This window comes from Acidovorax sp. ACV01 (assembly GCF_014851495.1).
Lineage (GTDB): Bacteria > Pseudomonadota > Gammaproteobacteria > Burkholderiales > Burkholderiaceae_C > Acidovorax > Acidovorax radicis.
Window position 1 is genome coordinate 513,117 of sequence record NZ_JACUZT010000003.1, and the last position, 26,228, is coordinate 539,344.

Genomic DNA, 26,228 nt, shown 5'->3' on the forward strand with positions numbered 1-26,228 from the left:
GATCAGGACGAGGCCGAGGCCCGGGCGGCGCGCGGGCCGGAGGGCGCCACCACCACGCGGTTGCGCCCAAGCGACTTGGCGGTGTACAGCGCCTGGTCGGCGCGCTCCAGCGTCAGCTCCACCGTATCGCCGGGCAGGTGCAGTGCCAGGCCGGCCGAGACGGTCATGCGCAGCACACCCGAGGCATGCGGAATCTCCATCGCCGCCACGGCCTGGCGCACGCGCTCCAGCAGTTCACGGGCATCGTCCACCTGGGTGTCGGACAGCAGCAGCACAAACTCCTCGCCGCCCCAGCGTGCCAGCACATCGGTGTCGCGCACGCTGGCCCGCACGACGCCTGCAAAGGCCTGCAGCGCGCGGTCCCCCGTGGCGTGGCCGTGGGTGTCGTTGACGCGCTTGAAGTGGTCGATGTCCAGTTCCGCCAGCAGCATGAGGCGGCCACTGCGCAGGCTGCGGCGGCGCTCCAGGTCCATCAGATCCTGCATGGCACGTCGGTTGGGCAGGCCCGTGAGCTCGTCCCGGGTGGCCAGATCGCGGTTGACCGCGAGTGCCTGGGCCAGTGCCTCACGCTGTTCCTGCAGCCGTGCACGGATGCGCTGAATGCGCAGGTTGAGCGCGATGCTGCCGCCCAGAACGATCAGCACCATGAGCGCGTAGGCGGTATCCAGGTAGCCCAGCGGGCTGGCATTGAAGCGTGTGGTGGCCACCACGGCGCAGGCAAAGGCCAGCAGCGCATACACACCGATGCCGATCACCTCGGCCACGGTGAGGCCAAAAGTGCCGAAGAACAGGATCATGGCCAGCACGCTGGGCACCACGCCCCGCGCATCGCCCGCCAGCACATAGGCCACGGCGCCGCTGGTGATGGTCCAGACCATCTGGGGCACGGTGAGCGAGGGGTCGCTGAGCCGGGCGGTTTCGCCCGAGCGGATGAACGCGGTCATCACCACCAGCCCGCCGACCGAGATGGCTGCCCACCACTGCACGGCGACGGCGTTCACTGCGCTGCTCGCCGTCGCCACCATCAGCATGACGCCCGCGCTGCTGGCCATGAGCAACAGGGCGAGCAAGGCCATGCCCACAAGCGTGCGTCGCCGTCGGTCGGTGGAGAGGATCACATCCCGGATGCGTTGCCAGCGGGAAGGTGTGCGCAAGGTGAGGGCTCCTGCCAGGACGGTGGGGTCGAGTGGAACGGAGGGGGACGACGGCGTGCGGTCGGGGGTACCCCGTGCGCCGTTTCATTCTAGGGGGGTGGCCGTCCTGCGTACAGCCCTGCCCAGGCTGGGTCTGGGGTTGACAAGGCCCATGCGCGGCCCCGCAGAGCGTAGGCGGCGATCTAAACGAGGGTGAGTGCCGCCAGGGCCGCGAGTGGCGCCGTCTCGGCGCGCAGCACGCGGGGCCCCAGCGTGATCGGGGTGAAGCCGTGTTGCAGCGCCAGGTCTTCCTCGGCACTGGAGAGGCCGCCCTCGGGGCCAGAGAGGAACACCACGGGCCCGGATGGGGCCGCCGCCGTGCGCAGCGGTGCCGTGCCCGTGCGCAGCGACAGCAGCAGGCGTTGTGAAGCCTCAGTCTGGGCGCGCACCCAGGCTCCCAGGTCCACGGCGCCGTGGACCACGGGCACGCGGTTGCGGCCGCATTGTTCACAGGCGGCCACGGCCACGGCCTGCCAGTGGGCGATTTTTTTCTCGGCGCGCTCGCCTTTGAGCTTGAGGACGCTGCGCTCGGCCACCAGGGGTGTGATGCTGGCGACGCCCAGCTCGGTGGCTTTTTCGACGAGCCAGTCCATGCGTTCGTTGGCGGTGATGCCGGCCAGCAGGTGCACGGCGCGCGGGGCTTCGCGTTCAGTGGCATGGTGGGCACCCACCACCACGCGCACGTCGCTGCGGCCCATGCGCAGCACGGTGGCGTCAAACTCGCCGCCCGGGTCGCCCTCGCCCTGGCCGCCATGGAACAGCGTGATGGCGTCGCCCGGCTGCAGGCGCAGCACCTGCACGTGGCGCGCAGCGCCGGGGGGCAAATCCAGCTCGGCGCCGGTGGCCAGAAGGGCCGGGCAATGGAAACGGGGCATTTGCTACTTAATTTATAGCTGTTTACGCTTTTTGGATAAGCGCTAGAGCCTGATTTGATTCGATTTTTACTGCGTGTGCCCAGTCGCGCCATTACATCCGGCCGTAGGCAAAGCCCGTGACCGGCTCGGTGCCTTCGATCTGGTCGAGCATCTTGAGCAGAGGCCCCAGCTGCCGGTAGCGGTTGGCCGTGGCGCGGATGTAGGCCATGAAGCGGGGCGCATCGGCCAGGTACTTGGGCTTGCCATCGCGCAAGGTCAGGCGCGCAAAGATGCCGGCGACCTTGAGGTGGCGCTGCAGGCCCATCCATTCGACGCTGCGGTAGAACTCGCCAAAGTCGTTGCCCCAGCCGCTGGCACTGGTGGCACCCAGCAGCCCTGCCTTGCGGGCCTTCTCCCAGTAACGCACGGTAATGTCGATGACAAATTCCTCTTCCCAGCTGATGAACGCGTCGCGCAGCAGGCTGGCAATGTCATAGGTGATGGGGCCATAGACGGCGTCCTGGAAGTCCAGGACCCCGAGCGGCGCGCCGTCCTCGATGGGCGCCATCAGATTGCGTGTCATGAAGTCGCGGTGGACGTACACGCTGGGCGCGGCCAGGTTGTGCGCCACGATGGCGTCGAAGGCGCTGCCCAGGGTGGCCTGCTGCTGGTCGTTCAGCGTGACGCCCCGGTGCTGGCCCAGGTACCAGTCGGGGTACAGGGCCAGTTCGCGGCGCAGCAGCGCTTCGTCATAGGCCGGCAGCACGCCGGGCTGGGAGGCCTTTTGCCAGTCCAGCAGCACGTCCGTGGCTTGCTGGTACCAGGCGTAGGCGGCCTGGGGCTTCTCGGGGTTCAGCAGCTCGATCAGCGTCTGGTGGCCCAGGTCGGACAACAGCATGAAGCCGCCGGCTTCGTCCCAGGCCAGGATCTGCGGCACGTTCAGGCCTGCAGTGGCCATGAGGCCCTGCACCTGCACGAAGGGACGGCAGTTTTCCTTGTCCGGCGGTGCGTCCATCACGATGCGGCTGCTGCCCGTGGCGCTGTCGATGCGCAGGTAGCGCCGAAAGCTTGCGTCGGCCGAGGCCGGACGCAGTGTGGTGGGCAACAACTGGTGGGGCCCCACGAGCGGCGCAAGCCAGGCCTCGAAGGCCGCCTGGCGGGCCGCGTCGGGCCAGGCCACGGTGGAAGTTGCGGGGGTTGCCACGGCTGTGCCCGGGGGCGGGCAGGCGGGAGAAGGGGAAGATGGGTGGCTCATGGATAATCCGATTTTACAAACCCGCTCCCCCAGACTCTGAGGTGGGCGGGTTCCTCCTTTTTATCTGCCCCTGCCCACCGCCCCACGTGCCACGCTGCAAGCCCCCCACCGTGCAGACCTCCTCCCCCCGTTCCCGGTCCGTCAAGGCGAAGCCCGAGCGGTTGCGCGCCCCCGTGCCCCGGGCCCTGGCCTATGGCGTGGCGCTGGCCTGGTGCGGTCTGCCGCTCTCCGTGTGGGCGCAGGCGCCTGACGCCCCGCCTGCCAGCGCCTGGGATGCCCCCACTGCGTTGCGCAGCTCCCCGCTGCTGCAGGAAAAGATCCCGGATGCTGTGCGCCCCCAGCTGCCGGTGTTCGTGACCGGTGACCACATCAGCGGCCAGACCGACCTGAACGCCGTCATCGAAGGCAATGCCGAATTGCGCCGTGGCGATACCGTGATCCGTGCCGACCGGCTGGACTACAACGTGCCCGAAGACCTCGCCAAGGCCAATGGCAAGGTGCGCATCAACCGCGCGGGCAACGTGTACGAAGGCACGGCGCTGGAGCTGCGGGTGGATGCCTTCGAGGGCTTCTTCAGCGACGCGCGCTACAAGTTTCTGGCCACCCAGGCGCATGGCGATGCCACGCGCGTGGATTTCATCGACCGCGACCGGGCCGTGGTGCACAACGCCACGTACACCACCTGCGAGCGCGGCAATGAAGAAAGCTGGCGGCCCGACTGGGTGCTGCGCGCCGCCACCATCCGCATTGACAACGAGGAAGAGGTCGGCACGGCCGAAGATGCGGTGCTGGAGTTCAAGGGCGTGTCCCTGCTGCCCATTCCGTACATCACCTTCCCGCTGTCGGACAAGCGCAAGTCCGGCCTGCTGCCGCCCACCATCGGGCTGGACAGCCGCGACGGGGTGGCGTACATGCAGCCCTACTACTGGAACATTGCTCCCAACCGGGATGCCACGCTGCGTGCCGCCCTCATGACCAAGCGCGGCGCCAACCTGGGGGGCGAGTTTCGCTACCTGGAGCCCAGCTACGTTGGCCAGATCAGCGGCGATGTCATGCCCTCCGACCGCCTGCGCGACCGCATGCGCTGGAGCTTTTCAGGCCAGCACCAGGGCGCTTTTGATACGCCAATGGGCGGGCTGGGGCTCAACCTCAATGTCAACCGCGTCAGCGACGACAACTACTGGCGCGACTTTGGCCGAGCCTCTGACCTGCTGCGCCAGCGCCTGCTGCCCGGCGACGCCATGCTGTCGTGGGCCGGCACGGACATGTCGGCCCGGGTGCGCACCCTGAAGTGGCAGACGCTGCAGGACGTGACCTCGCCCATCGTGCCGCCTTACGACCGTCTGCCTCAGCTGCAATGGCGCTATACACCGTCGCAGCTGGGCGGCGGGCTGGATGCCAGCGTGGAGCTGGATACCACGCGGTTCCAGGCGGCCCGCGACCTGACGGGCCAGCCCAATGCCAACCGCAGCTATGCGATGGCGCAGATCAGCCGGCCGTTCCTGTCGCCCGGGGGCTTCATCACCCCGCGCCTGCAGCTGCATGCCACGCAGTACCAGTTTGACTCGGCGCTGTCCAACGGGCAGCGCTCGGCCAATCGCACCCTGCCCACCTTCAGCCTGGACAGCGGCCTGGTGTTCGAACGCGACGCCGCCTACTTTGGCCGGGCCTTCCTGCAGACGCTGGAGCCGCGCGCGTTCTACACCTACACGCCCTACCGCGACCAGAGCATGCTGCCCGTGTACGACACGGCGGCCAACGATTTCAACTTCGCCACGATCTATACCGAGAACGCCTTCGGGGGCAACGACCGGCTGGCCGACAACAACCTGCTCACCCTGGGCGTGACGACGCGGCTGCTGGACCCGAACACGGGCGCCGAGGCAGCGCGCTTCGGCATTGCCCAGCGGCTGCGGTTCTCGGACCAGAAGGTCACCCTGCCGGGCGGTACCCCCGTGAGCGAGCGCCTGTCGGACCTGCTGCTGGGGGCGGGCGTCACCTGGACGCCGCAGTGGGGCTTTGACTCCACGGTGCAGTACAACCCCAAGACGGGCCGCTCCATCCGCTCGACCATTGGCGCGCGCTACAGCCCCGGCAATTACCGCACCGTGAGCGCGGCCTACCGCCTCCAGCGCGGCACGAGTGAGCAGATCGATATCGGCTGGCAATGGCCGCTCAACGACCTGTGGGGCGACAAGGGCAAGGACCTGGGCGCGGGCCGGGGCCAGGGCGGCGGGCGCTGGTACAGCGTGGGCCGCCTGAACTACAGCCTGCAGGATCGCAAGCTGGTGGATACCGTGGTGGGCCTTGAATACGACAGCTGCTGCTGGATCGGCCGCGTGGTGCTGGAGCGCTTGCAAAGCAGCGTGACCACCTCCAACACCCGCCTGTTGTTCCAGATCGAGTTCGTCGGCTTCTCGCGCCTGAGCCTGGGCTCCAGTCCGCTGGACACCTTCAAGCAAAATGTGCCGCGTTACCAGAACCTGCGCGAGCAGGTCACGACGCCCAGCCGCTTCAGCAACTATGACTAACGCTTAACGCCATGAATCACCGTGTCATCGCACTGGCCATTGCCACCCTGGCTTCCCTGATGTCTCAGGGTGCCCTGGCCCAGGGCCTGCGCCCTTCCGGCACGCCGTCGGGCAAGGGGCTGACGGCGCGCCCGGCGGCCGCACCGTCGATCACGCTGCCTCCCGAGACGAGCGGCAGCCGCAGCTCTGCGCCCCGGCAAGCGGACTTCATCGTCGCCGTGGTCAATTCCGAGCCCGTGACCAACAACGAAGTGCGTTCGCGGCTTGCACGTGCCGAGGTCCAGCTGGCCCAGCAAGGGGGTGCCATGCCGGCCCGCGATCTGTTGGCCCGCGAGGTGCTCGAGCGGATCATTCTGGAGCGTGCGCAGCTGCAGCAGGCGCGCGAATCCGGCATCAAGGTGGATGACTTCGCCGTGTCGCAGGCCGAACAAGGCGTGGCCCGCCAGAACAACATGTCGGTCGATGACCTCTACCGCCGCCTAGCCCGAGACGGCATGGGCAAGGAGCGCTTCCGCGAGGAGCTGCGCAACCAGCTGCTGCTGCAGCGCCTGCGAGAGCGGGAGGTGGAAGCGCGTGTGAAAGTCTCGGACCTGGACATCGACCAGTACCTGCGCGAACAGCAAAAGGGCAACGATGTCGCCGCGATGGAGATCAACCTGGGCCACGTGCTGGTCCTGGTGCCTGAGAACGCGAGCCCCGTGCAGGTGGCCGAGCGCCAGGCACGCGCCCAGCGCGCGGCCGACAAGGTGCGCGCGGGGGAAGACTTTGCGGCCGTGGCCCGGGAGTTTTCCGACGCGCCCGAGGGGCAGCGCGCCAACGGCCAGCTGGGCCTGCGCCCGGCCGACCGTTATCCCGAGCTGTTTGTGAACTCCACGCTGGGCCTGCCCGTGGGCGGCATCGTCGGGCCCGTGCGCTCGCCAGCGGGTTTCCACGTGCTCAAGGTGATTGAGCGTGTCACGGCGGGCGTGCCCACCACGGTGGTGCAAAGCCACGCCCGCCACATCCTGCTGCGCACGGGGCCACAGCTTTCCGAAAGCGCAGCCGCCACGCGCCTGGCCGATTACCGCCGCCGCGTGCAGATGGGGCAGGCCGATTTTGCCGCGCTGGCCCGCGAGCATTCGCAGGATGGCAGCTCCAAGGAAGGTGGCGATCTGGGCTGGGCCACCCCGGGCCGTTATGTGCCCGAGTTCGAGCAGGCCCTGAACGCCCTCAAGCCCGGCGACATCAGCGAACCCGTGGTGTCGCGTTTTGGCGTGCACCTGATTCAGCTGCTGGAGCGCCGCGAGGCCAAGCTCACCCAGCGCGAGCAGCGCGACATGGCGCGCGATACCGTGCGCGAGAAGAAGCTGGACGAGGCCTACGCCACCTGGGCGCAGGAACTACGCGGGCGCGCGTACGTGGAATACCGCGACCCGCCGCAATGACCGACCGATGAACAGACAGGTAAGCACGCGTTGAAACACATCCCCCGCAAGCGCTTCGGGCAGCATTTTCTGTCCGACAAGGGCATCATCGAAGACATCGTGCAGGCCATTGCGCCCCAGCCGGGCCAGCCTATGGTCGAGATCGGGCCGGGGCTTGCAGCGCTGACGCAGCCCTTGGTGGAGCGCCTGGGGCGTCTCACGGTCATCGAGCTGGACCGCGATCTGGCCTTGCGCCTGCGGCTGCACGGCCAGCTGGAGGTGATCGAGTCCGATGTGCTCAAGGTGGATTTCACTGCGCTGGCGATCGCGATGCGCGAAAAAGCCGAACAGCCTGACCTGCGGCTGCGCGTGGTGGGCAACCTGCCCTACAACATCTCCACGCCCATCCTGTTCCATTTGCTGGACCATGTGCAGGTCATCGAAGACCAGCACTTCATGCTGCAAAAGGAAGTGATCGACCGCATGGTGGCCAAGCCTGCCACCAGTGACTACGGGCGCCTGTCAGTCATGCTGCAATGGCGCTACGCGATGGAAAACGTGTTGTTTGTACCGCCCGAGAGCTTTGACCCGCCCCCGCGCGTGGACAGCGCCGTGGTGCGCATGGTGCCGCGCGCGGAGCCCGCGCCTTTGTCTGTGCCCTTGTTGGAGGAACTTGTGCAGGTCGCCTTCAGCCAGCGCCGCAAGCTGCTGCGCCACACGCTGGGCCGCTGGCTCGAAGCCCGCCAGTTTGCCGGCCACTTCGACACCCAGCGCCGTGCCGAGGAGGTGCCGGTGAGCGAGTTTGTGGCTCTGGCACAGGAATGCTCTTAAAATAATAGCTGCTGGCGCTTTATGGATAAGCGCTAGCGCGTGATTTGATTAAAAACACGCAGCAACTGACGCGGCCCCGACCAGCAACCGCCGCGCAAGGCCATCGCGCCCGCTGCGCTGGTGGTGTCCCCCTTCCCGGCGAAGCCGAGAGAAGGGGGGAAGCGGCGCAGCCGCTCAGGGGGATTTGCCGAATTCAGGCGGCGCTGAGCCAGTAGCCCGCGTTGAAGGGGCTGCTCATGCGCAGCGCCATGGGTGAGACATCGACCAGCTTGTCGGTCGGCATTTTTTCGCCGGAGTCCGTGCCGATCTCAATGCCCTCGACACCTGGGGTGCCGGTAGCCTCGTTCGCCCGTTCTGCTTGGCTGGTGGATGCAGAACGGGCTACAGAAAAGAATAGAAACACCGGAACGGTATCTTGCGGTCGCCCCAGTAGTCGGCGGCGTCGCGGAAGATATCGAGCAGCTGTTCACGCGCTTCCTTGTCGAACTTGCCCGTGGCGGGGATCTGCTCCAGCACCACGATAAAGCCGGGCTGTGGGCCCGATTTGTGCAAGGGGTCCGTCATGCAGTCGTACAACGCATCAAAGTTCTTGCCGAAGTGCGACGGGAAGGTGAATTGCCCGGCAATCAGGTCCAGCACATCCTGCTTGGACTGCGCGTGGGCCAGGTTGGCGTACAAGAAATGGTGACCCATGGAAGTGGCCGCATCCTGCAAGTCCTGCACGCGGAAAGCGCGAATGGACTGCACGATGTTGGTGCGCACGCCACGCAGTGGCGTTTCCAGGTCCTTACGAAGTGGCGTCTGCATCTCCGCTACTCTTTCTTTTTAAAGTCCACAAACTTCTGGCATTTCGCAAGGCTGCGGGATGCAGCCTGCGGGTGGGGGATTCAAGGGGGCGCACTGACCGCCGCCAGCGTATCTCTGGCCTGCGTGCAGCGCAACGGGGGTCACTCAACGATCTCGCGAAAACTGGCGTAGTGATCGCTGGTGTAGTAGCAGGCGTCCGGAACCCGGGGCTTGCCGCCACACACGATGCGCCGGGCTCCCCGGTTACGCGATCCTGGTGTTCTGACGGTGTACTCACGGTAGTAACCCCGCTGGTGGGCGGGCAACAGCCGCTCGCGATTGCCAAAAACCGTTCCGTCCTTGTCATACGGAAAGGGCCCTCCTTCACGGATCAGCGCATACGTCGCCCGCCCTTGGGGCGGCAACTCGGCCAATGCGATAGGGGATATGGAGCCGTCGGTGGACGGGGAGTTCCGGGCATGCCCCGCAACCGGGGACAACACGAACGCAACACCCAAAACACACAAAAACCCTGCTTTGCGCGCCCGGGTGGCTACAGCCTTCAGCATCAACGAACCTTTCAGAAACTACGGGTTAACCCGAAATTTCGAGCCGCTAGTGTCGCTCAACGGCCCCCAAAAAGCAAGCGTCTGCACAAAGATTGGGCAGACGCTGAAGGGAGAAGCAAGCGCTTTAAGTTAGCGCTTGCTATCAATTTTTGGCTTATCTTGACACGTTGGCATCGGCCACAGTCAAGGCTGTCATGTTCACGATGCGGCGCACGGTGGCGCTGGGCGTCAGGATGTGAACCGGCTTGGCAGCGCCCAGCAGCACCGGGCCGATGGCGATGCCGCCGCCTGCGGCGGTCTTGAGCAGGTTGTAGGCGATGTTGGCCGCGTCGATGTTGGGGAACACCAGCAGGTTGGCGTCACCCGTCAGCTCGCTGCTGGGCATGAGGGCTGCTCGGGCCTTGCCATCCAGCGCCACATCACCGTGCATTTCGCCGTCCACCTCCAGCCAGGGGGCCTGTTGGCGCAGCAGTTCCAGCGTTTGGCGCATCTTCACGGCGCTGGGGTGGTTGCTGGTGCCGAAATTGGAGTGCGACAGCAGCGCGGCCTTAGGCTTGATGCCGAAGCGCATCATTTCTTCGGCAGCGAGGGCGGTGATTTCCGCCAGTTCGGTCGGCGTGGGGTCGTAGTTGACGTGCGTGTCCACCAGGAACACCTGGCGCCCCGGCAGCATGAGGCCGTTCATGCAGGCATACACCGGTACATCCTGCGCCGTGCTGTCGGCGCCGCCTGCGTGTTTGCCGATCACCTGGTCGATGTAGAGCAGGTGATTGGCGGTGGTGCCCCAGGTACCGCAGATCAGGCCGTCCACCTCGCCCTTGTGCAGCATCATGCAGCCGATGAGGGTCAGGCGCCGGCGCATCTCGATCTTGGCGACCTGCTGGGTGATGCCTTTGCGCTCGGTCATGCGGTGGTAGGTTTGCCAGAAGTCGCGGTAGCGGTGGTCAAAATCGGTGTTGACCACGTCGTAGTCCACGCCTTCCTTCAGGCGTAGGCCGAATTGCTCGATGCGCTGGGCGATGATGGCCGGGCGCCCAATCAGCGTGGGGCGGGCGACCTTCTCGTCCACCACGATCTGCGCGGCGCGCAGCACGCGTTCTTCTTCACCCTCGGCGTAGGCCACGCGCTTCTTGGCGGCGGTGCGCGCGGCGTCGAAGATGGGCTTCATCGTCGTGCCCGAGGCGTAGACAAAGGTCTGCAGCCGGTCGCGGTAGGCGTCCATATCGGCGATGGGGCGCTGCGCCACACCGCTGTCGGCAGCGGCCTGGGCCACGGCCGGCGCGATCTTCATCATCAGGCGCGGGTCGAACGGCTTGGGGATCAGGTATTCGGGGCCGAACGACAGCTTTTCACCCACGTAGGCTGCGGCCACCACTTCGCTCTGCTCGGCCTGGGCCAATTCGGCGATGGCGTGAACAGCGGCAATCTCCATCTCATCGGTGATGGTGGTGGCGCCGCAGTCCAGTGCGCCGCGGAAGATGTAGGGGAAGCACAGGACGTTGTTGACCTGGTTCGGGTAGTCCGAGCGGCCCGTGGCCATGATGATGTCGCTGCGCACGCTGTGGGCCAGCTCGGGCAGGATCTCGGGGTTGGGGTTGGCCAGCGCGAAGATCACCGGGCGTTCGGCCATCGAGGCGACCATTTCGGGCTTGAGTACATTGCCTGCCGACAGGCCCAGGAACACATCCGCGCCCACCATCACCTCGGCCAGCTTGCGGGCATCGGTCTTCTGCATGAACTGGCGCTTGTCGTCGTCCATCAGCTCTTCGCGGCCTTCGTAGACCACGCCGGCCAGGTCGGTGACGAACACGTTCTTGCGCTGCACACCCACCTTGAGCAGCAGGTTCAGGCAAGCCAGCGCTGCTGCGCCTGCGCCGCTGGTCACGAGCTTCACGTCTTCGATCTTCTTGCCCGCCACCTTCAGCGCGTTCACGATCGCTGCGGCCACCGTGATGGCCGTGCCATGCTGGTCGTCGTGGAAAACCGGGATCTTCATGCGCTTGCGCAGCTCGCGCTCCACATAGAAGCAGTCGGGCGCCTTGATGTCTTCGAGGTTGATGGCGCCGAACGTCGGCTCCAGTGCGGCAATCACTTCCACCAGCTTTTGTGGGTCCTTCTCGTCGATCTCGATGTCGAACACGTCCACGCCGGCAAACTTCTTGAACAGTACGGCTTTGCCCTCCATCACGGGCTTGGAGGCCAGGGCGCCAATGTCACCCAGGCCCAGCACGGCGGTGCCGTTGGTGATGACGGCGACCAGGTTGCCTCGCGAGGTGTAGCGGAAGGCATTGGCCGGGTCCTTCACGATTTCTTCGCAAGGTGCAGCCACGCCAGGCGAGTAAGCCAGCGCCAGGTCATGCTGGTTCACCATCTGCTTGGTGGCGGCAATCGCGATCTTGCCGGGCTTGGGAAACTCGTGGTACTCGAGGGCGGCACGGCGCAATTGGGCGCGCTTGTCGGAATCGTTGTTGTTGTTCTGGGCCGTGGTGTTCTCGGGCATTCAGTGTCTCCAACTCAGTCAGGATGGGTGCAAAAAAACATGCCGCAGAGGCTCCGCAGCGGTTGTCAGCTTTGTAAGGGTCTGCGATTGTAGGGCGGAGACGGTAAAAACCCTAGTAAGCGAATCTGCTTATATGGGTGGGTCAATTGTGATCCCGATGCAGCCAATGGTCCCTGGCGGTCCCTACATCGCCGGCGGCCGGGTTCAGTTCTTGCTGGGGTGGAAGGCATGAATGCTCCTGCGTGCCCTGCCGACTTTGCAACACTGGTACCGGTCCCCCTGACCCCCACGGCGTTTCTCCCTTTTGGAGCGGTGCTGCAGGCGCCTGCAGGCCCGGGCCGCCCCATCAATGCGGGCAGCTCAGAACGATTTGATCTGGTAGACGACCTGCAATTGGGGGCAGAGGGTGGTCGGGCGCAACTGGCGCTTTTTCGCGCGCAGGCACGCCAATTTCCGCTGCAAGTGCACGAGATGGAATGCCATCGGTGGGGCAGCCAGACCTTTGTGCCCTGGGGCGTGGTGCGCTTTGTGGTGGTGGTGGCCCCGGCAGGCGAAATGCCCAGCGGCGGAGAGATCCGGGCATTTGTCACCGACGGTCGGCAGGGCGTTGTGCTGGCACCGGGCACCTGGCACCACGCCTTGCTGGCAGTCGATGCGGGCGATTTTCTGGTGATAGAGCGCGCAGCCGCTGTGGTGGACTGCGAACTCCACCGGCTGGACCTGCCCTTGCGGCTGGAGCGGCGATAGCGCGCTGCGGGGGAGCCCGCTCACTCCTTCGTCGCAATGCGCTCGGCCAGCGCAATCAATGAGCGGTCGCTGCCTGCGGGGCCCAGAAGCGACAGCCCCAAGGGCGCACCGTCGCGCCGCGCCAGCGGCATGGACAGTTGTGGAAACCCGGACAGCCCGGCGATACACAACATCTGGATGGCCCGGTTGCGGTAGTCCTCCAGGCTGCTTTCGGGAGCCGTGCGCAGCGGTGCGATGTCGGGCATCGTGGGCAGAAGCAGGACACTGTCCTGGCCCAGCAGCGCCGCCAGATGGGCGCGATAGCGATCCCGAAAGGCGCGTGCGCTGGCCACCTGCCCATCGGTCACGTCACGGGACCAGGCAAAACGTTCGGCCACACCCGGCCCAAGGGAGGGCGCGTAGCGCTCGATCAGTGGCCCGTCGGTCATCCAGGCTTCTCGCCCCTGCACGTACCGAAAGTTCCAGTACATCGTGTCGAAGGACTCCAGCACCGCGTTGGCGGGCTGCGAGGGGCCGAGCAAGTTCGTCACCTGATGCGTGGCACCCTGCAGAGCGCCCACCACCGTGGGGTCGAGCAGCGCCCACACATCCGTGGGGAGCAGCAGGCGCACCTGGGGTGGCATCGGGGCCGCATCGTCGCCCAGCAATACGTCGGCGACCCGGGCAAAGGTCTGCACATCGCGCGCAAACCAGCCGCAGGTGTCCAGGCTCGGTGCCAGGTCCATCGCCCCTTCCAGGCTCACGCGTCCATGCGTGGGGCGCAGCCCGTACAGGCCGCAATGGTTGGCAGGCGCCCGTACCGACCCGCCGGTATCGGTGCCCAGCGCAAAGTCGCACAGCCCGGACGACACGGCCGCTGCGGAGCCTGACGATGAACCCCCCGTGATCCGGTCGGGCGCAGCCCCATTGAGGGGCGCGCCAAAGTGCGCGTTGTTCCCGTTCATCGAAAACGCCAGCTCATCGGTCACGGTCTTGCCCACAAACCGAGCCCCCGCGTCGAGCAGCTTCTGCACGGTGGGTGCGGTACGCGTCTTGGTGCCCGACAGTGCCAGCACCACGGGGTTGCCGCCTCCGGTGGGGTAGCCCGCCACATCAAACAGGTCCTTCGCTGCAAAACACAGCCCGCTCAGGGGGCCCGTGCTGGCGTTCACTACCGGTACGGGGGGATAGGGAACAAAGGCGTGGGCTGGGTCGTGCGCAGTCATGGAGTGGTGTCAACAACGGGAAGAAGCTCGGGGGCGATGGCTGCTGCGGCCTCAGTGCGCAGGCACAGCGCACGGTGGCCGGGCGCTATCTGGACGGCCGGAGGTTGTTGTGTGCGGCATGCTGGCGTTGCCAGCGTACAGCGCTCGGCAAAGGCGCAGCCGGGGGGCAGATTTGACAGGTCTGGGGGGGCACCGGCAATGGTCTCCAGCGGCGTGCCGCGTGCCATGGCGCCATGCGCCCGGCTTTTGAGCAGCGCAATGGTGTACGGGTGTCGCGGGTTGCGAATGAGGTCCCGCGCGGTACCCTCTTCCACAATGCGCCCTGCGTACATCACGGCAATGCGGTCGGCCACTTCGACGGCGGCGCCAATGTCGTGCGTGACAAAGATCACCGACAGGCCCAGGTCACGCTGCAGTTCGCGCAGCAGCTGCAGGATCTGGATCTGCACGGTCGCGTCAAGCGCGGTGGTGGGTTCGTCGGCCAGCAGCAGTTGGGGGCGGCAGGCCAGCGCCAGGGCAATCATGGCGCGCTGGCGCATGCCGCCCGACATTTCGTGCGGATAGGCCTGAAGCCGCCGCTCCGGGCTGGGTATGCGCACGCGCTCGAACAAGGCCAGCGCACGTTCCTGGGCCTGTGCGGCGGTCACATTCTCGTGGCGGCGGATCGACTCCACGATCTGTGCCCCCACCGTGTACACCGGGTCCAGCGCCAGCAAAGGCTCCTGAAAAATCATCGCCGCCACCTTGCCCCGGTAGTCCGCCAAGTCGCGGCCCGACAAGGTCAGCAGGTTCTGGCCGGCCACCCGTACCTTGCCTGCAATACGGGTGCGCCGCTCGGGGTGCAGGCGCAGCAAGGTGCGCAGCGTCACGCTTTTTCCAGACCCGGATTCTCCAATCAGCGCAACCACCTCGCCACGCTGCACCTGCAGGCTCACACCGCTGACGGCTTGTACCGGCTTGCGGCCACCGGTAAAGGTGACGCTGAGGTCATGAAGCTCCACCATGGGTTCGGTGGCCCCCGACGAAGGAGGAAGGGTGTCCAGGGTCATGGTGTTGCTTTCAGGCCGCCTGTGCCATCGGCTGGGGCGCTTGGGGATGGCCGCTGCCGGGTTCATGCACCAAGCAGGCTGCGACATGGTGCGGGCCGGTGGTGGTACGCACGGGCACCCGTTGCGCGCACACCGCCGCAGCCATGCTGCAGCGCGGATGAAACCGGCAGCCCGACGGCGGGTTGATGGGGTTGGGCGGGTCGCCCGCCAGCGGCGCCTCCAGCGTGCGGTGGTCGGGGTCCATGGACGGCATGGACGACAGCAGGGCGCCGGTGTAGGGGTGCGCGGGCTTTTTGAACAGGGCATCGGACGGCCCGATCTCTGCCACCTGGCCCAGGTACATCACCATCACCCGGTCGCTCATGTAGTGCACCACGTTCAGGTCGTGGCTGATGAACACATAGGTCAGGCCGAATTCCGCCTTGAGGTCGGTCAGCAGGTTCAGCACCTGCGCTTCCACCGATTTGTCGAGCGCAGACACCGCCTCGTCCAGGATCACCATGCGGGGTTGCAATGCCAGTGCACGCGCAATGTTGACCCGCTGGCGTTGCCCGCCCGACAGCTCGTGCGGATAGCGCTCGGCAAACCGCGCCGGGGCCAGGCCCACACGGTCTAGCAGACTGCGCGCACGGGCGATGGCCTCGCGCTGCGGCACGCCGTGCACCTGTGGTCCGAAGGCGATGGAATCTTCGATGGTCAGGCGCGGGTTCAGGGACGCATAGCTGTCCTGGAACACCATCTGCACCTGGCGCCGGAACTCCTTGAGGGGCAGATCGCGGCTGCCCACGGTGCGGCCGTCAAACACGATCTCCCCGGCCGTGGGTGCGATGAGCTGCATCAGCAAGCGCGCCGTCGTCGACTTACCGCAGCCCGATTCCCCGACCACCCCCAGCGTTTCCCCCTTGAGGACTTCGAAGTTCACGCCATCCACCGCATGCACCACGCCCCCGCCGCGCCCCAGCGCATCCTTCTTGAGCGGGAAGTGCTTGACCAGCCCCCTGATGGTGAGCAGAGGCTGCGCGGGTCCGCCGACATCGGTAATCGTGTGCATGGTCAGAAGACTTTCGGCCTCTCAGCCCTTGTTGTCCATGGCCGAGCGCAGGCCGTCGGAGAGGATGTTGAACGAGATCGAAGTGACGAAAATCATCAGTCCCGGCAGCGCCGCCACCCACGGCTGCACGTAGATGGCCGTGCGCAGCGTGTTGAGCATCAGGCCCCACTCGGGCTCGGGCGGCTTGACCCCCAGGCCGAGGAACGACAGGCCCGAAGCCAGGATCATCGACACCGCGATCAGGCTGGTGGCGTAGACAAAGATGGGCCCCAGCACATTGCCCAGCACGTGCACGCGCACGATGGTGAACGGGTTCGCGCCAGAAGCGCGCGCGGCCTCCACGTAGTCGCGGTTGCGCACCTGGGTGGTCACGCTTTCCGCCACCCGCGCAATCTGCGGAATGAACACGATGGTGAGTGAGATCAGCGAGTTGACGACGCCCGCGCCCAGCACGCCCGACAGCGCAATCGCCAGCAGCACCGACGGAAAGGCGTAGAACACGTCGATGGTGCGCATGATGGCCGTATTGGTGATGCCCCCGGCGTAGCCCGCCACGATGCCGATCACCGTGCCCAGCACAAAAGCGCACACCACGGGCGTGATGCCAATGAACAGCGACAGGCGCGCGCCCACGATGAGCCGCGACAGCATGTCGCGACCGAGCTCATCGCTGCCCAGTGGCAGCCCTTCGGTGCCGATGGGCTTGAGCCGCTTGAGCATGGACGCTGCATACGGGTCTGCCGGCGCAATCCAGGGGCCCAGCACCGCCAGACCGATGAGCAGCAACACCACCAGCGCCGCCCCCATGGCCACAGGGTCGCGGGTGAACCGCACCAGCGCGGCTGTCCAGTAGCCGCGCGAGCGCAGCGCGGGCGCAGGGCTGTCTGCAATGGCAGACGCCGAAGAGGAGGGTGCAGTCGTGGAGGCCATGGTGGGTGGTCTTGTTCTTCCGCTTCAGGCGCGGGCGATGCGCGGGTCCAGCAGCGTCTGCAGCACGTCCACGAGCAGATTGAGGAGCACAAAAAACAGGGCCAGCACCAGGATGGTTCCCTGCAGCAGCGGCAGGTCGCGCTGGAAGATCGCAGAGTTCAGCAGGAAGCCCGTGCCGGGCCAGGAAAACACCGTTTCGATCAGGATCGAGCCACCCAGCAGATAACCCAGCTGCAGGCCCATCACGGCCAGGGCCGTGGGGGCTGCGTTCTTCACCATGTGCCGGAACACTCCCCGGTGCGTAAGCCCCTTGGCGCGCAGGCCCAGGATGAACTCCTGGTCCAGGATGTCGGCCACCAGCGCGCGCACCGTGCGCGCGATGATGCCCATCGGGATCACCGACATGGTGACGGCAGGCAGCACCAGGAACTGCAGGTGTTCCCAGTCCCACGACCAGTCGCTGGAGCCGCCTGGCCCCGCGCCGGTGGCGGGCAGCAGCGCCCACTGCGAGCTGAACACGATCACCATCACCATGCCCAGCCAGTAGTGCGGCACGCTCACGCCCAGCACCGACAGCATGGACGCCAGCCGGTCCACCCACGAGTTGCGAAAGTACCCCGCAACAAAGCCAAACAGGCTGCCCAGCACAAAGCCGATGAAGGTGGCCACCACGGCCAGCCGCAGCGTGTTGCCCACGGCCGTCATCACCTCACCCGCCACGGCCCGGTTGCTGGCAATCGACACCCCCAGGTCGCCGTGCAGTGCGCGCCACACCCACATCACAAACTGCTCAGGCAGCGACCGGTTGAAGCCATACAGCTCGCGCAGCTGCGCCTGCAACTCTGCCGAGGCGTCGGGCGGCAGAATGGACACCAGTGGGTCGCCGGGTGCCAGGTGCACCAGCAGGAAACACACCAGTGCCACACCCAGCATGATGGGCAGGGCATAGAGGAAGCGGCGCAGCAGGTAGGCAAGCATGGAAGAGGCGGTGTGCAGAGGTCGGCGGCGTGGGCTCAGTCCATCGTCATCGTGGCGATGTCGATGAACCAGCTGCGCGGCTGCACCACGTTCTTGACCTTGGCCGACATGGCGCGTGGGCCCACGTCGTGGGCAATCCAGACAAACGGCGCGTCTTCCACGATGTGGGCATGCAGCTTGGCCAGGGCCGCGTCGCGGGCCTTTTCGTCAAAGCTGGTGCGGGCATCGGCCACCAGCTTGTCCACCTCGGCATTGCCGTAGTAGCCCCAGTTGTTGGACACCGGCGGAAAAGCCTTGGTGCTCACAAAACGCACCATCGCAAAAAACGGATCCATGGCGGCAAAGCTGATGTTCACCGCGTTGGCGCCGTTGGCCGATGCATCCTTGGCACCCTTGCGCCAGTTGGTGAACAGGGTGTTCCACTCGATCACATCAAACTGCACGTCAAAGAAACATGCTTTGAGTGACTGCTGCGCAAACTCGTTCATCGGCAGCGGCTGCATCTGGCCCGAGCCCGATGCCGAGATCTGCACCTTGACCTTGATGGGCTTGGCCGCCGAGTAGCCCGCCTGCGCCATCAGCGCCTGCGCGGCCTTCACGTCGTACTTGATGTCGAACTTGGGGTTGCCCCACCACGGGTGGCCTGGGGGAACCGTGCCCTTGGGCTCGGCCATCATGCCGCCCAGCAGCTGCTTCATGCCGCCACGGTCAATGCACAGGTTGGCGGCCTGGCGCACGCGCTTGTCCAGCCAGGGCGAGCCCTCGGCAAACGACAGCTGCCACGGCCATACGTGGGGCTGGGCGTTGGAGTAAATCTTGAACCCGCGCTGCGTGATCTGCGGCATGGCATCCGGTGCGGGGGCCTCGATCCAGTCCACCTGGCCGCCCAGCAGCGCGGCCGTACGGGCATTGGCCTCGGGCATGGGCAGCATCACCACCTTGTCGATCTTGGGGGTGCGCTTGGCGTCCCAATAGGCCTTGTTGGCGGCCAGCTCCAGGCGTTCGCGCGCCACAAACCGCGTGACCTTGAAGGGGCCCGAGCCTGCGGGATCGGCCGCAAAGGCGGTCCATGCCGCCTTGGACTTGTCGGCGGGCGTGGCCCCTGCCGCCGCGTCAAATTTCTTTTGCCAGTGCGCGGGCGACGCCATGAACAGGTTGGTCAGGTTGATGGGCAGGAACGCGTCGGGCTCGCTGGTGGTCAGCTCCACCGTCATGTCGTCGATCTTGCGGGCCGAGCGCAGCGTGGGCATGCGCGAGGCCGTCACGCCCACCTGGCTGGGGTCGAAATGCACGGCGTCCTTGTCCAGCACTTTGGCCACGTTCCACACCACCACATCGGCGTTGAGCGCGGCGCCGTCATGGAACTTCACGCCAGGGCGCAACTTGAACACCCACTTCGTCTTGTCCTTGTCATCCACCGTCCACGACGTGGCCAGCGCAGGGATCAGCACACTGGCTGCATCGGCCTTGGACAGGTCCCACTGCGTGAGCGAGTCATAGATCGGAATGCCCGTGAAGCGGTTGCCTTCAAAGCCCTGGTCGGGCTGGCCCAGCGTGCGGGGGATGTCTGCCGCCGTCATCGCGATGCGCAGCACCTTCTCTTGCGCCAGCGCGGCAGAGCCACCCATCCATGAGAAAGCCATCGCCAGGGCCAACGCCAGTGGCGCGGGGCGCTGGCGTGGAGGGGTAAGGGTGTGCGACGGCGGCAGGGCATGGCTCATGGGGATCACCTTCCAGAGAGGGGTTGAGGTCAACCTCTCAAAGCAAGTGACATGCCATCATTTCAGCGTTCACTAAACTTCCCCGTGCACCATGAACGAGGTGCGGCGGCGGGGTTTCCCCACCGTGGTGCGCCCTGCGCGTGCGCCACCCACAAGACAGCCCAAAGAAAACGGCCCGCGAGGGGCCGTTGGAATTTTGGGGAGGCGCCTGTCGCGCCCCTGATGGATCAGCGGCTGCTTGGAAAACTGAACACCGCGCCCTCGCGCACACCGGCCGACGGCCAGCGCTGCGTGATGGTCTTGCGCTTGGTATAGAAGCGCACCGCGTCGGGTCCGTAGGCGTGCAGGTCGCCGAACAGGCTGCGCTTCCAGCCGCCGAACGAGTGGTAGGCCACAGGCACCGGCAGGGGCACGTTCACGCCCACCATGCCGACCTGGATGTGGTCGGTGAAGTAGCGGGCGGCCTCGCCGTCGCGCGTGAAGATGCAGGTGCCGTTGCCGTACTCGTGGTCGTTGATGAGCTGCATGGCCTCCTGCAGCGTCTTCACGCGCACCACGCCGAGCACGGGGCCGAAGATTTCTTCCTGGTAGATCTTCATGCCGGGCTTGACGTTGTCGAACAGGCAGGCGCCCAGGAAGTAGCCTTCCGCATGGCCTGCCACCTGCACGCCCCGGCCATCCACCACCAGCGTGGCGCCTTCGGCCACGCCCTGGTCCACATAGCCCTTCACCTTCTCGAAGTGCTGCTTCGTGACCAGCGGGCCCATGTCGTTGCTGTTGTCGGTGCCCGGGCCAACCTTCATCTTGGCAATCTCGGTCTTGAGGCCCGCAATGACGGCGTCACCCACCGCGTCGCCCACGGCCACCAGCAGCGGGATGGCCATGCAGCGCTCGCCGCACGAGCCATAGGCCGCGCCCATCAGGGCGCTCACGGCGTTGCCCACGTCCGCGTCGGGCATCAGCACCGCGTGGTTCTTGGCGCCGCCCAGGGCCTGCACGCGCTTGCCGTGTTTGCAGCCTTCGGCGTAGATGTATTCGGCAATCGGGGTGGAGCCGACAAAGCTCACGGCCTTGACGCGCGGGTCCTGCAGCAGCGTGTCCACGGCCGTCTTGTCCCCGTTGACGACATTGAGCACACCCGGCGGCAGGCCGGCTTCCAGGGCCAGCTGGGCGATGAACAACGTGGAAGAAGGATCACGCTCGGAGGGCTTGAGCACAAAGGTGTTACCGCAAGCGACGGCCATGGGCCACATCCACAGCGGCACCATGGCCGGGAAGTTGAAGGGGGTGATGCCCGCGGTGACGCCCAGCGCCTGGAACTCGCTCCACGAGTCGATGCTGGGGCCCACATTGCGGCTGTGCTCGCCCTTGAGCAGCTCGGGCGCGTAGCTCGCGTATTCCACGTTCTCGATGCCGCGCTGCAGCTCGCCGTGCGCATCGGCCAGCACCTTGCCGTGTTCGGCCGTGATCAGGGCGGCGATCTTGTCGGCGTTGTCTTCGAGCAGGACTTTCAGCTTGCTCATCACCCGGGCGCGTTTCAGGGGCGGCATGTTGCGCCAGGCCGGGAAGGCGGCCTCGGCCGAGGCAATGGCAGCCTCGACGGTGGCCTTGCTCGCCAGCGCCACGCTGGTGGTCGATTGGCCGGTGGCGGGGTTGAACACCGGCTGCGTGCGCTCGGTGTCCGCAACGATCTTGCCGTCGATCAGGTGGCCGACGGTGGTGGTGACGTTCTTGTCGTGGTTCATGGCGAAAATATGAATAAAAAGTGCCGCTGGCGCTTATTCAGAAAGCGCTAGCAGCTATTGAATCAGGAGTGTTCCCGCAGGCGGATGAAACGGGCGCGCGCCAGGCCAGCGGCCGCCGCGCAAGGGCCGCCCCGCCGCGCTGGCGGCGTCCCCTTGGGGGAAGGCGCGTAGCGCCTCAGGGGGTGTGTCATCACGCCGTTTCAGCCAGGGCATCGCCCAGCGCGTTGACCAACCGGTCAATCTCGGCGCGCTCGCTGATGAATGGTGGCGCCAGCTGGATGGTGTCGCCGCCGTAGCGCACGTAGAAGCCCTTCTTCCAGCAGTTCATCGCGATCTCGTAGGGGCGCTTGGCGGGTTCGCCGGGCAGCGGCGCAATCGTCAGGCCTGCTGCCAGGCCGAAGTTGCGGATGTCCAGCACATGTTTGACGCCCTTGAGGCTGTGCACCGCTTCTTCAAAATACGGCGCCAGCGCTTTCACGCGGCCGATCATGTCTTCGTTTTGCAGGATGTCGAGCGCCGCAATGCCCGCTGCGCAGGCCACCGGGTGGGCCGAGTAGGTGTAGCCGTGCGGAAACTCCAGCATGTACTCCGGTCCGCCTGCGGCCATGAAGGTGTCGTAGATTTCCTTGGTCGCCACCACACCGCCCAGCGGCTGCGCGCCGTTGGTGACCTGCTTGGCAAAGTTCAGGATGTCGGGCGTCACGCCAAAGGCCTCGGCCCCGGTCCAGGCGCCGCTGCGGCCAAAGCCGCTGATCACTTCGTCAAAAATCAGCAGGATGTTGTTCTGTGTGCAGATCTCGCGCAGGCGCTGCAGGTAGCCCACGGGGGGGATCACCACGCCGGCCGAGCCCGAGAAGGGTTCCACGATCACGGCGGCGATGTTCGATGCGTCGTGCAGCGCGATCACGTCCAGCAGCTTGTCGGCCAACTCTTTGCCCGTGGGCGGCATGCCCTTGTGGAACGAGCCCGCAGGTGGCTGGGTGTGGGGCAGGTGGTCGGCCTCCACGCCCTGGCCGAACAGCTTGCGGTTGGCCACGATGCCGCCCACCGAGATGCCGCCAAAATTCACGCCGTGGTAGCCCTTTTCGCGGCCAATCAGGCGCGTCTTGGTGCCCTGGCCCTTGGCGCGCCAGTAGGCGCGGGCCATCTTGAGGGACGTGTCGGCCGACTCGGAGCCCGAACCCGTGAAGAACACATAGTCGAGCCCGGCGGGCGTGAGTTCCTTGACGCGGTTGGCCAGCTCAAAACCCAGCGGGTGGCCAAACTGGAAGGCCGGTGCGTAGTCCAGCTTCATCGCCTGCTTGCCGATGGCTTCGGCAATCTCGCGGCGGCCGTGGCCCAGGCCCGCACACCACAGGCCCGAGAGGCCGTCAAAAATCTTGCGGCCGTCCGAATCGGTGTAGTACGCGCCGCTGCCCTCCACGATCATGCGCGGGTTGGCCTTGAACTGGCGGTTGGCCGTGTACGGCATCCAGTGCGCGTCCAGCCATTCGGCGTCCATGCGGGGGCCTTCGGCGCCAGCGGCGGGTTTTTCGATGTTGACGAAGCTCATGGGGTTCTCCAGTGCAAAGGCGGCGACAAAAGGCAGGCAACCCCAGCGGTCTGGGGCTTGACGTAGGGCATTGTTGCGCTGCCTGTTAATCTCTCAAATACTCCAATATCAATGTTTACTTGACGGTTTATGCAAGTAAAAACACCTCCACCCCCCCCTTCCCCCAAACACCGCGCCGTACTGGGCCAGCTCAGCGACATGGACCTGCGCCTCTTGCAGGTCTTCAAGAGCGTGGTCGAGTGCGGCGGCATGTCGGCCGCCGAACTGGAGCTGAACATCGGCACCAGCACCGTCAGCCGCCACATGAAAGACCTGGAAACCCGCCTGGGCCTCACCTTGTGCCGCCGGGGCCGGGCCGGTTTTGCCCTCACGGCCGAGGGGCAGCGCGTGTACGACGAGACCCTGCGCCTGCTGTCGGCCGTGGACGCCTTTCGCAGCAGCATCGATGACATCCACCGCCGCATGGGCGGGCGGCTGGAGGTGGCGGTGTTCGACAAGACCGCCAGCAACCCGGCCGCGCACATCGGCGATGCGATTGCGCTCTTTGCCAGCCAAGCGCCGGAAGTCAGCCTGCAGATGCACGTGGCGTCCATCCCGGCCATCGAGCGCGGGCTGATCGACGGCAGCTTCCATGTGGGCATCATCCCGGCACACCGCACGTCGCAAAGCCTGGTCTATGCCGACCTGTTCGCCGAAACCATGCTGCTGTACTGCGGTGCACGCCACCCGCTGTACGGCACCGACCATGCCGCGCTCACCTGGGAATCCCTGCGCGCCTACCAGTTCGCGGGCCTGGGCTACCACTCGCCCAACATGGAGCTGAGCCACAGCACGCGCCTGCCGCGCAAAGCCACGGGGTTTGACCAGGAGTCGATCGCCACGCTGGTCCTGTCCGGCCGCTACCTGGGTTTTTTGCCCGACCACTACGCCGAAGGCTTCGAGCGCCAGGGGCTCATGCAGGCGGTTTCGCCCGCGCAGTTCCACTACCGCTGCCAGTTTGTGAGCGTGTTGCGCAAGTCGCCCCACCCGCCGCGCGCGGCCCAGGCGTTTGCGCAATGCCTGATCCAGGCGCATGGTTGATGGACCTGGGTTGCCCCAGGCGCGGCGCAGGCAGACAATGCCAGCTCTTTGGCGCTTTTTTAGCGGGGCACACGATGGCAAGCATTTCTTCAATTGGCAGTTCTGGCCTGCAGGCCGCGCAGTTGCGGCTGGATGCCTCGGCCAACAACGTGGCCAACATGAACACCCCCAATTACCGCCGCCAGGTGGTGGCGCAGGAAGAAGCGGCTGACAGCGCTGGCGTGCGCGCCACGGTGCAGCGCCAGCAAGAGGCTGAAGGGGTGGCGCTGGAAAAAGAGGCGGTGGAGCAGATGTCGGCCACCTACGCGTTCAAGGCCAACCTGCAGACCATCAAGACACAAGATGAAATGATGGGTTCGCTGCTGGATGTGAAGGCCTGAGTCGTTGCTCCCGCGCTCCCCACGATGCCCCGCCAGCCGGGGCATTGTTGTTTTCAGCGCCAGCGCTGGAGTGGCCTCGGTTGGCCTCAGTGGGTAGAGGCCAGCCCCGCCAGCCGGTGAACGAGCCAGCGCTGAAAGGCCAGCCCGGTGGCGGTGCGGCTGCGCAAGGGAATGCTGTACATGGCGGGCTCCTTGGGGTGGCGTTCAGGCGGATTGCAAGGCGGGGCTGGGCGATTGCGCCGGGGCACCATGGCTGGCGGTGCGCCGTGCCGCGCGGTCCCACGCCTTTTCGTGGAAAAAGAAGGCCACGGCCTGCACGGTCGGCTCCAGCAGGCTCAGCGTGAGCGACGCCCACAGGTTGCCCGTGACGGCATAGGCCACCAAGGCGGCCACACAGATATGGATCAGGTAGTAGCTGCCCGTTTTCATCAGCATGGTTTGGTTCTGGCGGGCGGCGCGGCGGATGCGGGACATGGCGAACTCCTTCTCTCTCTTTTTCAACAGGGCCTGCGGTGATGGCAGGGATGTTGAAATGGTAGTTATTCGCAATAGTGCTGACCAATTGATCATCGCTATGCTGGAGATAGTCACTATCAAGCGGTGGCTCATCTGCGTGCGGCGGCTCCTACTCCAAGCAGACTGGTTCTGCGCGTGAACTAGTTCACACCATGGGGCTAAAAAAAGCCGCTGCGTGCCATGCCCCCGTTGCTATGATGGCCGCTCTTTTCAACCCCCTCTTTTGCTTTGGGAGCACACATGGCCCTCATGGACTTCATCAAGAAACAGTTCATTGACATCATTCAATGGACCGAAGAGGGGGACGGCACCCTGGCCTGGCGCTTCCCCATGCGCGACATGGAAATCCAGAACGGTGGCACGCTGGTGGTGCGCGAGTCGCAGATGGCCATCTTCGTGAACGAAGGCCAGGTGGCCGACGTGTTCACGCCCGGCACCTACAAGCTCACCACGCAGACGTTGCCGGTGCTGACCTACCTCAAGAACTGGGACAAGCTCTTCGAGTCCCCCTTCAAGAGTGACGTCTACTTCTTCAGCACGCGCCAGCAGATCGACCAGAAGTGGGGCACGCCCCAGCCCATCACGATCCGCGACAAGGACTTTGGCGCCGTGCGCCTGCGCGCGTTCGGCAACTACGCGTTCCGCATCGCCGACCCCAAGCTGTTCCACACCGAGATCTCGGGCACGCGCGAGATGTATCCCGTGGCCGACCTCGAAGGCCAGCTGCGTGGCCTGGTGCTGCAGAACATCAGCAACGCCATTGCGGGCAGCGGCCTGCCGTTCCTCGACCTGGCGGCCAACCAGGTCATGTTTGCCGATGCGCTGACCAAGGAGCTGGCGCCCATCTTTGCCAAGCTGGGTATCCTGATCGAATCTCTCACGGTGCAGAACGTCTCGCTGCCCGAAGAGCTGCAAAAGATCCTCGACCAGAAGATCGGCATGGGCATGGTCGGCAACGACATGGGCAAGTTCATGCAGTACCAGACGGCGCAGGCCATCCCCAAGTTCGCCGAAGCCAGCGGCGGCGGTGGCGGCATTGCGGGGGATGCGATGGGTCTGGGAGCGGGCGTAGCGCTGGGCCAGGTGCTGGCGCAGAACCTGCAGCAGGGCCTGCAGACCCCGGTGGCCCCGGCGGCGGCCGCAGCGGCACAGGCAGCTGCCGCACCTCTGGGCGTCAAGCCCGAGGACGTGATGGCCACGCTGGAGAAGCTGGGCGACCTCAAATCCAAGGGCATCCTGACCCAGGAAGAGTTCGACGCCAAGAAGGCCGAGCTGCTCAAGAAGCTGGTCTGAATCCGGTTGCTATCATAAAAATAGCTGTTTGCGCTGGAGGGATAAGCGCTAGAGGCCAA

At 65.7% G+C, this 26,228-nt stretch carries 22 protein-coding genes; 7 read left to right on the forward strand and 15 right to left on the reverse strand.

Annotated elements, in window-relative coordinates; all coding sequences use genetic code 11:
* Positions 1–2: 2 nt before the first annotated feature.
* The 3 genes from IB243_RS11050 to IB243_RS11060 all read right to left on the reverse strand — a co-directional run bounded on the left by IB243_RS11050 (position 3) and on the right by IB243_RS11060 (position 3,302).
* On the reverse strand, positions 3–1,154 hold the full coding sequence (locus IB243_RS11050; protein WP_225584888.1) for a diguanylate cyclase: 1,152 nt from the start codon (positions 1,152–1,154) through the stop codon (positions 3–5).
* 182 nt (positions 1,155–1,336) lie between these two features.
* On the reverse strand, positions 1,337–2,068 hold the full coding sequence (locus IB243_RS11055; protein ID WP_192426992.1) for a 16S rRNA (uracil(1498)-N(3))-methyltransferase: 732 nt from the start codon (positions 2,066–2,068) through the stop codon (positions 1,337–1,339).
* 91 nt (positions 2,069–2,159) lie between these two features.
* Positions 2,160–3,302, reverse strand: coding sequence for an aminoglycoside phosphotransferase family protein (locus tag IB243_RS11060; protein WP_192426994.1), 1,143 nt, complete (start codon positions 3,300–3,302; stop codon positions 2,160–2,162).
* A 161-nt stretch (positions 3,303–3,463) separates the two neighbouring features.
* Between IB243_RS11060 and IB243_RS11065 the strand changes: the two genes are divergently transcribed.
* From IB243_RS11065 to rsmA, 3 genes are read left to right on the forward strand one after another with little or no spacing between them, the layout of a single operon-like run.
* On the forward strand, positions 3,464–5,833 hold the full coding sequence (locus IB243_RS11065; protein ID WP_192427422.1) for an LPS-assembly protein LptD: 2,370 nt from the start codon (positions 3,464–3,466) through the stop codon (positions 5,831–5,833).
* Positions 5,834–5,844: 11 nt separating this feature from the next.
* A complete protein-coding gene (locus IB243_RS11070; protein ID WP_192426996.1) occupies positions 5,845–7,257 on the forward strand; it encodes a peptidylprolyl isomerase in 1,413 nt (470 codons plus the stop codon).
* A 30-nt stretch (positions 7,258–7,287) separates the two neighbouring features.
* Positions 7,288–8,067: a 16S rRNA (adenine(1518)-N(6)/adenine(1519)-N(6))-dimethyltransferase RsmA gene (rsmA, locus tag IB243_RS11075; protein ID WP_192426998.1), complete on the forward strand. Its 780-nt coding sequence runs from the start codon at positions 7,288–7,290 to the stop codon at positions 8,065–8,067.
* A 381-nt stretch (positions 8,068–8,448) separates the two neighbouring features.
* On the opposite strand, the gene IB243_RS11085 is transcribed toward rsmA, so the two are convergent.
* From IB243_RS11085 to IB243_RS11095, 3 genes are all read right to left on the reverse strand, one after another.
* Positions 8,449–8,874, reverse strand: a complete 426-nt coding sequence (locus tag IB243_RS11085) for a barstar family protein (RefSeq protein WP_010464776.1) — start codon at positions 8,872–8,874, stop codon at positions 8,449–8,451.
* A 140-nt stretch (positions 8,875–9,014) separates the two neighbouring features.
* On the reverse strand, positions 9,015–9,422 hold the full coding sequence (locus tag IB243_RS11090) for a ribonuclease domain-containing protein (RefSeq protein ID WP_010464775.1): 408 nt from the start codon (positions 9,420–9,422) through the stop codon (positions 9,015–9,017).
* Positions 9,423–9,576: 154 nt separating this feature from the next.
* Positions 9,577–11,922 carry an NADP-dependent malic enzyme gene (locus tag IB243_RS11095; RefSeq protein ID WP_010464773.1) on the reverse strand — a complete coding sequence of 782 codons (2,346 nt, stop codon included), beginning with the start codon at positions 11,920–11,922 and terminating at the stop codon, positions 9,577–9,579.
* A 228-nt stretch (positions 11,923–12,150) separates the two neighbouring features.
* Here IB243_RS11095 and IB243_RS11100 point away from each other — a divergent pair, with 228 nt between their 5' ends.
* Entirely contained in the window at positions 12,151–12,669 is a 519-nt protein-coding gene (locus IB243_RS11100) for an ureidoglycolate lyase (RefSeq protein WP_010464771.1), read from the forward strand.
* A 20-nt stretch (positions 12,670–12,689) separates the two neighbouring features.
* On the opposite strand, the gene IB243_RS11105 is transcribed toward IB243_RS11100, so the two are convergent.
* From IB243_RS11105 to IB243_RS11140, 8 genes are all read right to left on the reverse strand, one after another.
* Positions 12,690–13,874 carry an amidase gene (locus IB243_RS11105; RefSeq protein WP_192427000.1) on the reverse strand — a complete coding sequence of 395 codons (1,185 nt, stop codon included), beginning with the start codon at positions 13,872–13,874 and terminating at the stop codon, positions 12,690–12,692.
* Positions 13,871–14,878 (reverse strand): ABC transporter ATP-binding protein, encoded by a 1,008-nt coding sequence (locus tag IB243_RS11110; protein WP_192427424.1) that lies wholly within the window; start codon positions 14,876–14,878, stop codon positions 13,871–13,873. The genes IB243_RS11105 and IB243_RS11110 overlap by 4 nt, the downstream gene beginning before the upstream one ends.
* A 55-nt stretch (positions 14,879–14,933) precedes the next feature.
* Positions 14,934–15,974, reverse strand: coding sequence for an ABC transporter ATP-binding protein (locus IB243_RS11115; protein ID WP_057227662.1), 1,041 nt, complete (start codon positions 15,972–15,974; stop codon positions 14,934–14,936).
* 21 nt (positions 15,975–15,995) lie between these two features.
* A complete protein-coding gene (locus tag IB243_RS11120) occupies positions 15,996–16,904 on the reverse strand; it encodes an ABC transporter permease (RefSeq protein WP_192427001.1) in 909 nt (302 codons plus the stop codon).
* A 24-nt stretch (positions 16,905–16,928) separates the two neighbouring features.
* A complete protein-coding gene (locus tag IB243_RS11125) occupies positions 16,929–17,882 on the reverse strand; it encodes an ABC transporter permease (protein WP_057271265.1) in 954 nt (317 codons plus the stop codon).
* A 35-nt stretch (positions 17,883–17,917) separates the two neighbouring features.
* On the reverse strand, positions 17,918–19,603 hold the full coding sequence (locus tag IB243_RS11130; RefSeq protein WP_192427003.1) for an ABC transporter substrate-binding protein: 1,686 nt from the start codon (positions 19,601–19,603) through the stop codon (positions 17,918–17,920).
* 227 nt (positions 19,604–19,830) lie between these two features.
* The gene (locus IB243_RS11135) at positions 19,831–21,348 is read right to left on the reverse strand and encodes a CoA-acylating methylmalonate-semialdehyde dehydrogenase (RefSeq protein WP_192427005.1); all 1,518 of its coding nucleotides are present in this window, start codon (positions 21,346–21,348) and stop codon (positions 19,831–19,833) included.
* A gap of 190 nt (positions 21,349–21,538) precedes the next feature.
* Positions 21,539–22,900, reverse strand: a complete 1,362-nt coding sequence (locus IB243_RS11140; protein WP_192427007.1) for an aspartate aminotransferase family protein — start codon at positions 22,898–22,900, stop codon at positions 21,539–21,541.
* A gap of 129 nt (positions 22,901–23,029) precedes the next feature.
* Here IB243_RS11140 and IB243_RS11145 point away from each other — a divergent pair, with 129 nt between their 5' ends.
* Together IB243_RS11145 and IB243_RS11150 are read left to right on the forward strand one after the other, a co-directional pair.
* Entirely contained in the window at positions 23,030–23,980 is a 951-nt protein-coding gene (locus IB243_RS11145) for a LysR family transcriptional regulator (RefSeq protein WP_192427009.1), read from the forward strand.
* Positions 23,981–24,054: 74 nt separating this feature from the next.
* Entirely contained in the window at positions 24,055–24,360 is a 306-nt protein-coding gene (locus tag IB243_RS11150) for a flagellar basal body protein (RefSeq protein WP_057227648.1), read from the forward strand.
* Between the two features lie 204 nt (positions 24,361–24,564).
* Here the strand turns inward: IB243_RS11150 and IB243_RS11155 are convergent, their stop codons facing one another.
* Positions 24,565–24,834 (reverse strand): DUF2061 domain-containing protein, encoded by a 270-nt coding sequence (locus tag IB243_RS11155; RefSeq protein WP_057271268.1) that lies wholly within the window; start codon positions 24,832–24,834, stop codon positions 24,565–24,567.
* Positions 24,835–25,116: 282 nt separating this feature from the next.
* On the opposite strand from IB243_RS11155, the gene IB243_RS11160 reads away from it, so the two are divergent.
* Positions 25,117–26,169 (forward strand): SPFH domain-containing protein, encoded by a 1,053-nt coding sequence (locus tag IB243_RS11160; RefSeq protein ID WP_010464747.1) that lies wholly within the window; start codon positions 25,117–25,119, stop codon positions 26,167–26,169.
* Positions 26,170–26,228 lie beyond the last annotated feature (59 nt).